Source organism: Actinomycetospora rhizophila (genome assembly GCF_042657905.1).
Lineage (GTDB): Bacteria > Actinomycetota > Actinomycetes > Mycobacteriales > Pseudonocardiaceae > Actinomycetospora > Actinomycetospora rhizophila.
Genome location: NZ_JBHSKG010000032.1, coordinates 26,376 through 38,359, shown reverse-complemented (window position 1 = coordinate 38,359; position 11,984 = coordinate 26,376). Strand labels below are relative to the sequence as shown.

Sequence of the window (11,984 nt, the reverse complement as noted above, 5' to 3'; positions counted from 1 at the left end):
CGAGCATGTCGTTGACCGCGGCCCGCGCCGGATCAACCTCACCACCATCCCGCTCGCCGGCCATGGTCATCTGTGTACTCCGTCCTCGTCAGAGACGATCTTGTACACAGCCCATCTGACAGGCTCCCACCGCATCCGACATCCGCCCCCGGAACAGCAGCACCCCGTTCTTGCGACGGGTGAACAACAACTCGTCATCACCACCCGGGTCCTGCTCGAGCGGCTGCTGCCCGTCGGGGTCGAGGTGCGCCAACAACCGGTCCGCGACCGCCTGCAACCCCCGCGGACCCAGCCGGGTGGCCTCGTCGGCCAGCCGCTGCTCGGCGTCGACCCACTCCTGTAGGGGCAGCCCGTCGACGCGGTCGAGGCGGCGCATCGTGGCCCGGATGATCCCGATGTGGGCCGGGGCGATCTGGCCGGCGGCGGCGACCGTCGCGGTGGCGGGCAACCGCGCGGGCAATACCTCCCCGGACAGCGAGCGGCGTCCGCACAGGTCGCGGGCCTCGTCGACCAGCCGGCGGGCCTCGAGCGCCCCGACCCGCCAGAGCTGCTCGAGCACCCGCGCGGTGGAGCGATCCCCGGTCACCTCCGCGACCTGCAGCTCCTCGAGCTCGGCGACCTGCTCCAGACGTGTGTAGGCCTCGCGGCGGCGGGCGGTCTCGGCGAGGCGGGCGCGCTCGATCGCGTCCCGCTCCCTCGTCCCGAGCACCCGTTCGCTCATGCGTTCGATTCTAGCGGACATCTACGACAGTGGCGACACCCGCGACACCGCCGGGCCCATTCACCAAGACCGCCTCAGCGCTCGGGAGACTGTCCGACCAGCCCCGATGATCACGAGCACCTGACGCACCCTGGCCCGCCCACAGACGTGCACGACGTGCCCGTGATCTCCACGAGCCGGCGCGAGGCACGCCGGACGCCGTCCGGGACCGCGGCGAGCGGCACGTTCAGCAACCGCCCCACCCGCTGATCATGCGCACCGTGCCGCTCGCGGACGGCACCGATCACGGCGAAGGGCACCCCTCGCCCGTCTACCCGCGCGAAGGTGCCCCTCGCTCAGAAGACCCAGAACCGGACCCGTCGGCCAGCCGGTGCATCGAGGACGCGAAGGAGTCCGCGGCACGGCGGCGCGCGGTGAGGGAGCGGGTGCCCGTCTCGGTGAGCCGGTAGCGGCGCGGGTCCTGGGCCGAGCGGACGACGAGGCGGTTGCGCGCGAGCCGGTGCAGGGTCGGCACGATCCGCGAGTAGGGGACGTCGAGGACGTCCCCGACCTGGGCCCGGATGACGTCCGCGACCTCTTCCTGTCGCCGCGGCGCCTCGGCGAGGGCGGCGAGGACGAGCGCGTCGACCTGGCCGCGGTCACGGATGCGGGCGCGCGGCACGGAGGTGCGGCGGGGAGCCGTCGTGGTCATGACCAGCAGGGTTGCCGCCGACCCACCACCGCCACACTCCTCCGTCGGGCCCAGCGCGTTGGGACGACGCGGCGAACCAGGCGGCACCCTGGGTGTGACCGGAACCCGTTCGTGCGCGCACGGCGGCCGGGCCTACCCTGCGCGCTCGTGACCACGGGCAGGGAGGCGGTGCGGCGGGCGCTCGACGACGCCGGTGCGCCGCGCGAGATCCGGACCTTCGCGACGTCGGTGCCCTCGGCCGCGGCGGCCGCGGAGCAGTTGGGCTGCGAGGTCGGCGCGATCGCCAACAGCCTCGTCTTCACCGCCGGCGACGGCGTCGTCCTGGTGCTCGCGTCGGGCGCCCACCGCGTCGACCTCGGCCGCGTCGCCGCCCACCTCGAGGTCGCCAAGCGCCGCGTCAAGCGCGCCGACCCCGCGACCGTCGAGCGCGCGACCGGCCAGCGGGTCGGCGGCGTGGCGCCGGTCGGCCATCCGGCGCCGCTGCCGTGCGTCGTCGACGTCGCGCTCACCGCCTACCCGACCGTCTGGGCGGGCGCCGGCGACGAGCACTCGATGTTCCCGACGACCGCCGACGAGCTCGTCGCGCTCACGGGCGGGACGCTGCTCGAGGTCGCCGCCGGCTGAGCTGGTGGCTTTCCTGACGTTCAACGCCAGCGTGGCCGCCACGCTGACACTCCCCGGGCGTCAGCGGGCGGTGAGGGTCAGGTCGTGGGCGAGGTCGTCGTCGCCGCGCACCTCGAGCCGACGGGCCTGCGGCGTGTGGCCCGGCGCGCTGACGATCACGAGCCACGTGCCCGCCTCGGGGACCGGGAGGCGGTAGCGGCCGTCGGTCGTGCCGGCGCGCCCGTGCTGGCGGCCGTCGGTGTCGACGAGCGTCACCACGGCCTCGGCCGGGCCCTCCACCCGCCCCGACACCACGGGGCCGGCGGGCTCCGGCGTGCCCGATGACGACGCCACCCGCGGCCGCCCCCGCACGAACAGCGACACCACGAGCGCGACCACCCCCAGGCAGCCCGCCACCACGAACGCCGAGCGGATGCCCGGCGCGTCCGGCGCCCCGGCGGCGTTCGCGGCGCCGAGTGCGGCGACCGTGACGAACACGGCGGTGCCGAAGGCGCCCGCGACCTGCTGGAGCGTCGAGAGGATCGCGCTGCCGTGGGAGTAGAGGTGGTCGGGCAGGCTGCCCAGCGCCTCGGTCATCAGCGGCGTCATCATCAGCCCGAGCCCGGCCATGAGCAGGACGTGGATGCCGATCACCGCGGCCAGCGGCGAGCCCGCCCCGAGCGAGGCGAACAGCCACAGCGAGGTGGCCATCGCGACGGCGCCGGGGATCACCAGCGGCCGCGCGCCGTACCGGTCGAACAGCGCGCCGACCGGACGCCCGAGCACCCCGAGCACGAGCCCGCCGGGCAGCACCGCGAGCCCGCTGACGAACGTGCTCGTGCCCAGCACCGTCTGCAGGTAGAGGGGCAGCAGGACCGCGGCGGCGCCGATGAGGCTCATGAACAGCGGGACGGACAGCAGGATCGCGACCGAGAACGCGCGCCGGGTGAACGGCCGGAGATCCAGCAGGGCGCGGTCCCGGCGCTGCAGCCGGAGCTGGCGCGCGACGAACACGACCAGGCCCACGACGCCGGCGACGATCGGCACCCACGGCGGCACCGGGTGCGCCCCGCCGCCGGACTCCCCGATCGACGACAGCCCGTAGAGCAGGCCGGCGAACCCGACCGCGGACAGCAGCACCGAGAGCACGTCGAGCGGCACGCGCCGCGTCGCGGTCGGCAGGTGCATCCATCGCGCGCCGACGAGCAGCGCGGCCACGGCCAGCGGCAGGACCAGCCAGAACATCCAGCGCCACCCGAGGTACTCCAGGACGGCGCCGCCGATCGTCGGGCCGAGCGCGGGCGCGACGGCGATGACGATCGTGATCGTGCCCATCGTGGCGCCGCGGCGCTCCGGCGGGACGAGGCGCATCACCGTCGTCATCAGCATCGGGATCATCACCGCCGTGCCCGCGGCCTGCACGACGCGGGCGACGAGCAGCACGGCGAAGCCGGGGGCGAGCGCGCCGATCAGCGTGCCGACGCTGAACAGGCTCAGCGAGACCAGGAAGATCGTGCGCGGCGTGAAGCGCTCGAGCAGGAAGCCCGTGGTCGGGATGACCACGGCCATCGTCAGCAGGAAGCCGCTGGTCAGCCACTGCGCGGTGGTGGTCGAGACACCGAGGTCGACGGTCAGGTCCCGCAGCGCGACCGACAGGATCGTCTCGTTGAGGATCATGACGAACGCCGAGCCGACGAGGACCGCGAGCAGCAGGCCGCTGCGCGGCGGCGCCGGTCGCGTCCCGGGGAGCGGGGCGGCGGTGTCGGTCACGAGGTCTCCCGGGTCGGCGTCGGACTTTCCTGTCACTCAGTGCCAAGATACCCAGTCGAACCCGGCGTCCCCCTGAGACATCGATCTCCGGCAGTGCTCGATATGGACGTGGCGTTCTTTTCGTGGTCCTATATGGGCACAGCGTTCACATCGAGCACCCGGAGGGGACGATGAGCACCACCCAGACCACCCGCACCGCGCTCGTCACCGGAGGATCCGGCGGCATCGGTCGAGCCGTGGCGGAGCGCCTCGCGGCGGACGGCGTCGCGGTCGGCGTGCACTACGCGGGCAACAAGGGGCGCGCCGAGGAGGTCGTCGCCGCGATCGAGTCCGCCGGTGGCTCCGCGGTCGCCGTCGGCGGCGACGTCGCCGAGCCCGCCGACATGGCCGCCGCGTTCGACGCCGTCGAGCAGGCGTTCGGCGGGATCGACGTCGTCGTCCACACCGCCGGGATCATGACCCTGGCCCCGATCGCCGAGCTCGACCTCGACGACCTCGACCGCATGCACCGCACCAACATCCGCGGCACCGTCGTCGTCGCCCAGCAGGCCGCGCGCCGGGTCCGCGCCGGCGGGGCGATCATCGCGTTCTCCACGTCGGTGACGCGGCTGTCCTTCCCGACCTACGGCGGCTACGTCGCCAGCAAGGGCGCCGTCGAGGCGCTGGTGCCGGTGCTCGCCCGCGAGATGCGCGGCCGCGACGTCACCGTCAACGCCGTCGCGCCCGGCCCGACGGCCACACCGCTGTTCCTCGACGGCAAGAGCGACGAGCAGGTCGCGGGCCTCGCGGCCGCCCCGCCGCTCGAGCGCCTCGGACAGCCCGAGGACATCGCCGAGGCCGTCGCCTTCCTCGCCGGGCCCGCCCGGTGGGTCAACGGCCAGACCCTGTTCACCAACGGCGGACTCGCCTGAGCACCGGGGAGACATCATGATCATCGTCATCAGCGGGGCCTCGTCCGGCTTCGGCGCCCTGGCCGCCCGCGCCCTCGCCCGGGCCGGGCACACCGTCCACGCCGGCGTCCGCGACACGGCCGGCCGCAACGCGCCCGCCGTCGCCGACGCCGCCGCGTTCGCCGCCGAGCACGGCGTGGACCTGCGCACCGTCGAGCTCGACGTCGCCGACCAGGCGTCCGTCGACGCCGCCGTCGCGCAGGTCGTCGCCACGTCCGGGCGCCTCGACGTCGTCGTCCACAACGCCGGGCACATGGTGCTCGGCCCCACCGAGGCGTTCACGCCCGAGCAGCTCGCGAGCGTCTACGACACCAACGTGGTCTCCACCCAGCGGCTCAACCGGGCCGCCCTGCCGCACCTGCGGGCGCAGGGGCACGGGCTCGTGCTGTGGGTCGGGTCGACGAGCACCCGCGGAGGCACGCCGCCCTACCTGGCGCCGTACTTCGCGGCGAAGGCCGGGATGGACGCGCTCGCCGTGAGCTACGCCGCCGAGCTCGCCCGGTTCGGGATCGACACCTCGATCGTCGTGCCCGAGTCGTTCACCCGCGGCACCAACCACTTCGCCCACGCCGGGCACGCGGCCGACGACGCGGTGGCCGCCGCCTACGAGGAGCGCTACGGCGGGCTGATGGACCAGGTCGGCGCGCGCCTCGCGGAGCTCTCCCCCGCCGACGCCGACCCCGCGGAGGTGGCGCGGGCGATCGTCCGGGTGGTCGACGCCCCGGCCGGCGAGCGCCCGTTCCGGGTGCACGTCGACCCGGCCGACGACGGCGCCGAGGTCGTCAACGCCGTCGGCGACCGCGTCCGCACCGAGTTCTACCGCCGCATCGGGTTCGACGACCTGCTGCGCCCGCAGGTACTAGCGTGATCGCGATGACCGAGCAGACCCGTCGGCGCGGGCGGGGACGCCGCCCCGCCGACGAGGTCCGCGCCGAGGTGCTCGCCGCCGCCGGGGAGCTGCTGCTCGCCGAGGGCATGGGCGGCTTCACCTTCGAGCGGGTCTCGGCGATCTCGGGGGCGAGCCGGACCACGCTGCACAAGTGGTGGCCGTCGCGCGGGGCGCTGGCCCTCGAGGCCTACTTCCGCACCGTCGAGAGCACCCTCGCGTTCCCCGACACCGGCGACATCGCCGCCGACCTCACCGAGCAGGTCCGGGCCTTCGTGCGGCTGATGACGCGGACGCCGGCGGGCCGGGTGATCGCCGAGCTGATCGGCTCCGCGCAGACCGACCCGGAGCTGGCGGCGGCCTACCGCGAGCACTACTCCGCCCCCCGGCGCGCGCTGGCCGTCGAGGCGGTCGGACGGGCCCGCGCGCGCGGCGAGCTGCGCGACGACGTGGACGCCGAGGCGGTGGTCGACCAGCTCTGGGGCGCTTGCTACCACCGGCTACTGATCCCCGACCAGCCGCTCACCGAGACCTTCGCGAGCACGCTGGTCGACCAGCTCGTACACGGGATCGCCCGCCGCTGACCCACCACCGGGTCCGGCTCACCGGGTGGTGCGGCGAGCCTGCCGCACCGCGCGCTCGACCGGGGCGTAGCATCGGTGGTGCGCTACTGGATCGATCCCGAATCCTTCGGGTCGGGCCGGTCCGGTGACGCTCCCCCGAACACCCGCGACCCGAAGAAGAAGGTTCGCCGTGACCGCCAGCACCACCTCGGAGTCCGAGGCGGACAGCGCCCTGGACACCGAGATCGCCGAGCTGCGCCATATCCTCGACCGCCTCGACGGCCTGACCCACCAGGCGCGCACCCGGCTGCGCCGCATCGAGCAGCACCGCAACGGCGTCGACGCGCGCTGGATCGACCGCTCGCTCCGCTAGACACCCGAGCACCGTGACGCGGCCCGCCCCGGACATCCGGGGCGGGCCGCGTCGTGTCCGGGCCTCGAGCGTGTGACGATACGGACATCCAGTGTCTGCGATGGCCCACCGCTGACACCTCGGCCAGGGTCAGGCGGCCAGCGCCGCGTAGCGGCCCTCGCGGTCGACGAGCTCGTCGTGGCTGCCGCTCTCGACGACGTGCCCGTGGTCGAGGACCGCGATGCGGTCGGCGTGGCGCACGGTCGAGAGCCGGTGGGCGATGGTCAGCGTCGTGCGGTGCCGGGCGAGGTCGTCGAGCGCGAGCTGCACGGCGCGCTCGGTGCCGGTGTCCAGCGCGCTCGTGGCCTCGTCGAGGACGAGGACGCGGGGGTCGCGCAGCAGCGTGCGGGCGATCGCGATGCGCTGCTTCTCGCCGCCGGAGAACCGGTGGCCCCGGGCGCCGACGACGGTGTCGTAGCCGTCGGGCAGCGCCGCCACCATGTCGTGGATGCGCGCGGCCCGGGCGGCCGCCTCGATCTCCGCGTCGCTCGCCCCCGGCTTCGCGACCCGCAGGTTCTCGCGCACCGTGGTGTGCAGCAGGTAGGTCTCCTGACTGACGACGCCGACGACGCGCGCGAGGTCGGCGAGGCGCATGTCGCGCAGGTCGACGCCGTCGATCGTGATCCGCCCGGCGTCGGGGTCGTGGAGACGCGCGACCAGCGCGCCCAGCGTGGTCTTGCCCGACCCGGTCTCCCCCACCAGCGCCAGGGTCGTCCCGGCGGGGATCGCGAGGTCGACGCCGTCGACGGCCGGACGGTCGCCGCCGGGGTGGGTGAAGGTGACGCCCTCGATCCGCACGTCGCCGCGCACGTCCCCGAGCTCGACGGGGTGCTCGGGGTCGGCGATCTCGACGGTCAGGTCCTGATACTCGAAGATCCGCGAGAACAGGGCCAGCGAGCTCGCCACCTGCACGCCGACGTCGAGCAGCCCCGACAGCGGCCGGAACACGCCGGCCTGCAGCGAGGTGAAGGCGACGAGCGTGCCGATCGAGAGCGCGCCGGCGGTCCACGGCAGCCCGGCGCCGAGGTAGATCAGCGCGGGGATGGCGGCGAAGACCACGCTCATCGTGGCCATCCGCCAGCGCCCGGCGAGCTGGGAGCGGATCTCGAGGTCGGTCAGGCGCGCCGAGGAGGCGGTGAACCGGTCGACGAGGGCGGGGCCGGTACCGAGCGTGCGGTGCAGCGCGGCGGCGTCGACCGAGAGGCCCTCCTCGATCGTGACGTTGAGGTCGGCGAGCTCGCTCTGGCGCTTCGCGGTGAGCTCGCGGCGCATGCGCGCGACCCGGCGGCTGATCAGCACGGCCGGCGGCAGGACGACGAGCGTGACGAGCGAGAGCTGCCAGGACAGGGCGACCATGGCGACGGCGGTCGCGACGACGGTGGTGAGGTTCGCGGCGATCGAGGTGGCCGTGGACGTCACCACGGTCTGCATCCCGCCGATGTCGTTGGTGATGCGCGACTGCACCTCGCCGGTACGGGTGCGCGTGAAGAAGCCCAGCGACTGGCGCTGCAGGTGGGCGAAGACGTCGGTGCGCAGCCGGTGCATGACGCGCTGCCCGACGCCGGTGGAGATCCAGGTCTGGACGACGCCGAGCACCGAGGTGACCGCGGCGACGCCGATCATGCCGCCGGCCAGCCAGGCGAGCAGGGGCAGGTCGCGGTGCGGGAGCGCGTCGTCGATGACGGCCCGCAGCAGGAACGGCGAGGCCATCGCGACGATCGACGACGCCACGATGACGGCGACGACGACCGCGAGCGGGCCGCGGTCGTGCCGGAACAGGCGCGCGATGCGCCGCAGGGAGACGTGGCGGGCCTGCTCGGCCTCGAGCGCGCGCGTCTCGGGTGAGGTTTCGGTGGGACGGGGCAAGGGGCGCCTCCCGGGGAGCGGTGTCCATTTGCTGAGGTATCCTCAACATGAGGCTACAACAGCAAGCGCCCTACGGTATTCCCCGTGGAGGAGGACGGCTCGCTGGCCGACGCGTTCTGGCAGGTCGCGCGCCGCCTGCGTCACCAGTCGCGCGAGGCCCTCGCCCCGTGGGGCGTCTCGCTCTCCCAGCTGCGCGCCCTCGAGGTGCTGCTGCGCCACGGCCCGACGCGCTCGGGCGAGCTCGCCGACCACCTGCACATCGCGCCGCGGTCGGCCACCGAGGTCGTCGACGCCCTCGCCGAGCGCGGCCTCGTCGAGCGCCGGCCCGACCTCGCCGACCGCCGCGCCACCCAGGTCGTCGCCACCGACGCGGGCGCCGAGCTCGGGGCGGCGGTCCGGGCGACGCGGGCGGCCGAGGCCGACCGCGTGTTCGCCGTCCTCGACGACGCCGAGCGCGTCGAGCTCGCGCGTCTCCTGCGCCGGCTCGCCGAGGGCTGAGCCCGGCCGACACCGGTCGCGCGCGAACGATTCCACCGAGAGTGCATCCGTCCGCGGGCCCGGCGCCGTAGTGGGGGTGTCCGTCCCACCCGCCCCCGCTGGAGGAGAACCCATGCGCCGCCTGATCCGCGCCGCCGGAGGTGCCCTGATCGCGTCCGCGATCGTGCTCGGCACCGCCGGCGTCGCCAGCGCCCAGGAGACCGGCACCGTGTACGTCGTCCACGGCATCCCCGACACCCCCGTGGACGTCTACGTCGACGGCGAGCGGGCCCTCGACGACTTCGCCCCCGGAACCGTCCAGGGGCCGCTGGACCTGCCGGCCGGCCCGCACGAGGTCGAGGTCTTCCCCGCCGACGCCGCCGACTCCTCGGGACAGGCCCTGCTCTCCGCGCAGGCCGAGGTGCCCGCCGGGGGCGACGTCACCCTCGCCGCCCACCTCTCGGCGCAGGGGCAGCCGACGATCTCGCCGCTGGTCAACGAGGTCGGCGAGGTCCCCGCCGGCCAGGCCCGCGTCGTCGTCCGCCACCTCGCGGCGGCGCCGGCCGTCGACGTGCTCGCCGGCGGCCGGGCCGTGGTCAGCGGTCTCACCAACCCGGACCAGGAGGCGCTCGAGGTGCCCGCCGGCACCGTGTCGGCCGCCGTCGCCGCCGCCGGCACCACCCAGCCGGTCATCGGCCCGGCGGACCTGTCGCTGGAGGAGGGCACGACGACCTTCGTGCACGCCGTCGGCTCGCTCGACCAGGACTCGCTCGAGCTCGTGACCTTCACGGTGTCCGGTGGCGACTCCGCGCCGCACGGCGTGCCGTCGGGCGCCCCGTCCGGTGCGCCGGCGTCGGGCCTGCCGCTCGGCGGGGCGGCGGCCTCGCTGCTCGGTGTCGGGCTCGTCGCGGTCTCGCTGGCGCGGCTGCGCACCGCGGGCCGGCGCTGAGCGGTCCCACCCCGGACCGAGAGATGGCCCGCATCCTCCCGAGACCGGCCGGGCGCGGTCCCGCCCTGGTCGGGCTGGTCGTCGGCCTCGTGCTGGCGATCGGCCCGGCCTGGGTCGGGCTCGCGGACGTCCACGCGGTCGGGGGGCCCGGTCCCCCCGCGATCCCGCCCGCCGCGGCCGGCCCGGCCCCGGGTGCGGCGGACCCGACCGGACCGGTGCGCCCGGCATCGACGCCGGGCGCACCGGTGCGGGTCCGCGCGCCGGCCATCGGCCTCGACGCCCGCGTGCTCGCCGTCGGCGTGCAGGGCGACGGGCAGATGGAGGTGCCCGACCGGGTGGCCGACGTCGGGTGGTACCGCTTCGGCCCGGTCCCGGGCGCGGCGACCGGGTCGGCAGTGCTCGCCGGCCACGTCGACGACCGCGTCCAGGGTGCGGGCGCCTTCGTCGACCTGGGCGGGCTGCGTCCGGGCGACGAGGTGACCGTCGACGCGCCGGGCGGCGGGGTCGTGCACCGGGTGCGCGAGGTCCGGACGTACGCCAAGGAGGAGCTGCCGGTCGCGGACCTGTTCCGGGAGACCGGCCCGTCGCGTCTCGTGCTCGTCACCTGCGACGGGCCGTTCGACACCGACACCCGCCGCCATCGGGACAACCTGGTGGTGGTCGCGGATCCGGCGTGAGGACGCACGGCCGTCCGGCGGAGTTTCGCCCGTTTCCTCCGGGGCATCTCGAACGGGTGAGGAGTTCCCGGTGACCGACGGGATCGCGCCGCCGCCGCGCGCCACCCCCGTCCCCGGGTCCCCCGTGTCCGACGACGACCGCATCGGTCGCGAGCTCTCCCGGGGCGAGCCCGGCGCGCTGCGCGAGGCCTACGACCGCCACGGCGGCTGGGTCCTCGCCGTCGCCCGCCGGAGCCTGGGCTCGCCGCACGACGCCGAGGACGTCGCCCAGCAGGTCTTCGCCGACGCGTGGCGTGGCCGGGCCGGCTTCGACCCCGAGCGCGGCGCCCTCGGTGCCTGGCTGGCGGGCATCCTGCGCCGCCGCGTCGCCGACCGCCTCGGCGCCCGCGGGCGGGAGGCCCCACCGGGGGCCCGGGCCGACGTCGCCGACGTCGAGCGCGACGACCGTGACGCGGGCCCGCCGCTGGCCGACCGGGTGGTCGAGACCCTGCTGGTCGCCGACGAGCTCGCCCGGTTACCCGCCGACCAGGCGCGGGTACTGCGCCTGGCGGTGCTCGACGAGCTCACCCACCAGCAGGTCGCGGCGGCCACCGGCCTCCCGCTCGGTACCGTGAAGAGTCACCTGCGCCGGGGGCTCACCCGGCTGCGACGACGGTGGGAGGCCGACGGTGCACCCCACCGATGACCAGCTCACCGCCGCGGCACTGCCCGGGACGCCGGTCGACGCGGACGTCGCCGCCCACCTCGCCGACTGCCCGGACTGCGCCGCGGAGGTGGACGCCCTGCGCCGCACGACGGCCCGCGCCCGCGACGCCATGACGCTCGACGCGGCGCCCCCGCCTCCGCCGGAGCTGTGGGACGGCATCCTCGCCCGGCTCGGCGACGACGCCCCCGACGGCGCCGTCGGCACGGTCGGCGCCCCGGCGACCCGCCACCGCGACGGGACCCCCGACGAGCCTCCCGCCCGGCCGGGCCGGTGGTCCGGGCGACCGGTCGCGGTCCTGGCCGCGGTGGCCGCGGTCGCGGCGGCCGTCGCTCTCGTCGCCGCCGTAGTGGCCGGTCCCTCCGGGACGCCCGGGAGCACGCCGCCGCCCGAGCGCGTCACGCTCGTCGCGACACGCGCCGGCGTCACCGGGGAGGTCGTCGGCGGCGCGGGCTCGATGCACGTCGAGGTCACGCTCCCCCAGCCCGCCCCGGCCGGCGCGGCCCTCGAGGTGTGGGACACGGGCACGGGCACCCCGCGCTCGCTGGGCGTGCTGCGCCCGACGGCCGCCGGGACGCACTGGGTCGGCGACGTCCCGGCACCGACCACGGGCGGGATGCCGCCGCTGGACGTCTCCCTCCAGCCCGCGGGCTCCGGCCCGGAGCACTCCGGGCAGAGCCTGGCCCACACGCCCTGAGCGCCCCCGACCGACCGGG

General features: G+C 75.6%; 14 protein-coding genes. 10 read left to right on the top strand and 4 right to left on the bottom strand.

Annotated features, from left to right (window positions below; translation table 11 throughout):
* Nucleotides 1–88: 88 nt before the first annotated feature.
* A complete protein-coding gene (locus tag ACFPK1_RS32720; RefSeq protein ID WP_378025113.1) occupies nucleotides 89–721 on the bottom strand; it encodes a DUF222 domain-containing protein in 633 nt (210 codons plus the stop codon).
* A gap of 310 nt (nucleotides 722–1,031) precedes the next feature.
* Nucleotides 1,032–1,412, bottom strand: coding sequence for a PadR family transcriptional regulator (locus tag ACFPK1_RS32715; RefSeq protein ID WP_378025112.1), 381 nt, complete (start codon nucleotides 1,410–1,412; stop codon nucleotides 1,032–1,034).
* Nucleotides 1,413–1,559: 147 nt separating this feature from the next.
* Between ACFPK1_RS32715 and ACFPK1_RS32710 the strand changes: the two genes are divergently transcribed.
* Complete coding sequence (locus ACFPK1_RS32710) at nucleotides 1,560–2,036, top strand: YbaK/EbsC family protein (RefSeq protein ID WP_378025111.1); 477 nt, start codon at nucleotides 1,560–1,562, stop codon at nucleotides 2,034–2,036.
* 60 nt (nucleotides 2,037–2,096) lie between these two features.
* Here the strand turns inward: ACFPK1_RS32710 and ACFPK1_RS32705 are convergent, their stop codons facing one another.
* A complete protein-coding gene (locus ACFPK1_RS32705; protein ID WP_378025110.1) occupies nucleotides 2,097–3,785 on the bottom strand; it encodes a DHA2 family efflux MFS transporter permease subunit in 1,689 nt (562 codons plus the stop codon).
* Between the two features lie 170 nt (nucleotides 3,786–3,955).
* On the opposite strand from ACFPK1_RS32705, the gene ACFPK1_RS32700 reads away from it, so the two are divergent.
* From ACFPK1_RS32700 to ACFPK1_RS32685, 4 genes are all read left to right on the top strand, one after another.
* A complete protein-coding gene (locus ACFPK1_RS32700; RefSeq protein ID WP_378025109.1) occupies nucleotides 3,956–4,696 on the top strand; it encodes an SDR family oxidoreductase in 741 nt (246 codons plus the stop codon).
* Nucleotides 4,697–4,712: 16 nt separating this feature from the next.
* The gene (locus tag ACFPK1_RS32695) at nucleotides 4,713–5,603 is read left to right on the top strand and encodes an SDR family NAD(P)-dependent oxidoreductase (protein WP_378025108.1); all 891 of its coding nucleotides are present in this window, start codon (nucleotides 4,713–4,715) and stop codon (nucleotides 5,601–5,603) included.
* A gap of 5 nt (nucleotides 5,604–5,608) precedes the next feature.
* A complete protein-coding gene (locus ACFPK1_RS32690) occupies nucleotides 5,609–6,205 on the top strand; it encodes a TetR-like C-terminal domain-containing protein (RefSeq protein WP_378025107.1) in 597 nt (198 codons plus the stop codon).
* Between the two features lie 169 nt (nucleotides 6,206–6,374).
* Nucleotides 6,375–6,557 carry a hypothetical protein gene (locus ACFPK1_RS32685; protein WP_378025106.1) on the top strand — a complete coding sequence of 61 codons (183 nt, stop codon included), beginning with the start codon at nucleotides 6,375–6,377 and terminating at the stop codon, nucleotides 6,555–6,557.
* Nucleotides 6,558–6,686: 129 nt separating this feature from the next.
* Here the strand turns inward: ACFPK1_RS32685 and ACFPK1_RS32680 are convergent, their stop codons facing one another.
* Nucleotides 6,687–8,462: an ABC transporter ATP-binding protein gene (locus ACFPK1_RS32680; protein WP_378025105.1), complete on the bottom strand. Its 1,776-nt coding sequence runs from the start codon at nucleotides 8,460–8,462 to the stop codon at nucleotides 6,687–6,689.
* 84 nt (nucleotides 8,463–8,546) lie between these two features.
* On the opposite strand from ACFPK1_RS32680, the gene ACFPK1_RS32675 reads away from it, so the two are divergent.
* The 5 genes from ACFPK1_RS32675 (at nucleotide 8,547) to ACFPK1_RS32655 (ending at nucleotide 11,965) form a co-directional block, all read left to right on the top strand.
* Nucleotides 8,547–8,960: a MarR family winged helix-turn-helix transcriptional regulator gene (locus ACFPK1_RS32675; protein WP_378025104.1), complete on the top strand. Its 414-nt coding sequence runs from the start codon at nucleotides 8,547–8,549 to the stop codon at nucleotides 8,958–8,960.
* Between the two features lie 112 nt (nucleotides 8,961–9,072).
* A complete protein-coding gene (locus ACFPK1_RS32670) occupies nucleotides 9,073–9,888 on the top strand; it encodes a DUF4397 domain-containing protein (protein WP_378025103.1) in 816 nt (271 codons plus the stop codon).
* Nucleotides 9,889–9,911: 23 nt separating this feature from the next.
* On the top strand, nucleotides 9,912–10,565 hold the full coding sequence (locus ACFPK1_RS32665) for a class F sortase (protein WP_378025102.1): 654 nt from the start codon (nucleotides 9,912–9,914) through the stop codon (nucleotides 10,563–10,565).
* Between the two features lie 70 nt (nucleotides 10,566–10,635).
* Nucleotides 10,636–11,250, top strand: coding sequence for an RNA polymerase sigma factor (locus ACFPK1_RS32660; RefSeq protein ID WP_378025101.1), 615 nt, complete (start codon nucleotides 10,636–10,638; stop codon nucleotides 11,248–11,250).
* Complete coding sequence (locus tag ACFPK1_RS32655) at nucleotides 11,234–11,965, top strand: hypothetical protein (RefSeq protein ID WP_378025100.1); 732 nt, start codon at nucleotides 11,234–11,236, stop codon at nucleotides 11,963–11,965. The genes ACFPK1_RS32660 and ACFPK1_RS32655 overlap by 17 nt, the downstream gene beginning before the upstream one ends.
* The last annotated feature ends 19 nt before the right edge of the window (nucleotides 11,966–11,984 follow it).

What these genes read in the sequence shown, in the direction of transcription:
- ACFPK1_RS32665 (WP_378025102.1), top strand. Translation starts at nt 9,912, where the DNA reads ATGGCCCGCATCCTCCCGAGACCGGCCGGGCGCGGTCCCGCCCTGGTC.
- ACFPK1_RS32695 (WP_378025108.1), top strand. Translation starts at nt 4,713, where the DNA reads ATGATCATCGTCATCAGCGGGGCCTCGTCCGGCTTCGGCGCCCTGGCC.
- ACFPK1_RS32720 (WP_378025113.1), bottom strand. Translation starts at nt 721, where the DNA reads ATGAGCGAACGGGTGCTCGGGACGAGGGAGCGGGACGCGATCGAGCGC.
- ACFPK1_RS32690 (WP_378025107.1), top strand. Translation starts at nt 5,609, where the DNA reads ATGACCGAGCAGACCCGTCGGCGCGGGCGGGGACGCCGCCCCGCCGAC.
- ACFPK1_RS32700 (WP_378025109.1), top strand. Translation starts at nt 3,956, where the DNA reads ATGAGCACCACCCAGACCACCCGCACCGCGCTCGTCACCGGAGGATCC.
- ACFPK1_RS32670 (WP_378025103.1), top strand. Translation starts at nt 9,073, where the DNA reads ATGCGCCGCCTGATCCGCGCCGCCGGAGGTGCCCTGATCGCGTCCGCG.
- ACFPK1_RS32715 (WP_378025112.1), bottom strand. Translation starts at nt 1,412, where the DNA reads ATGACCACGACGGCTCCCCGCCGCACCTCCGTGCCGCGCGCCCGCATC.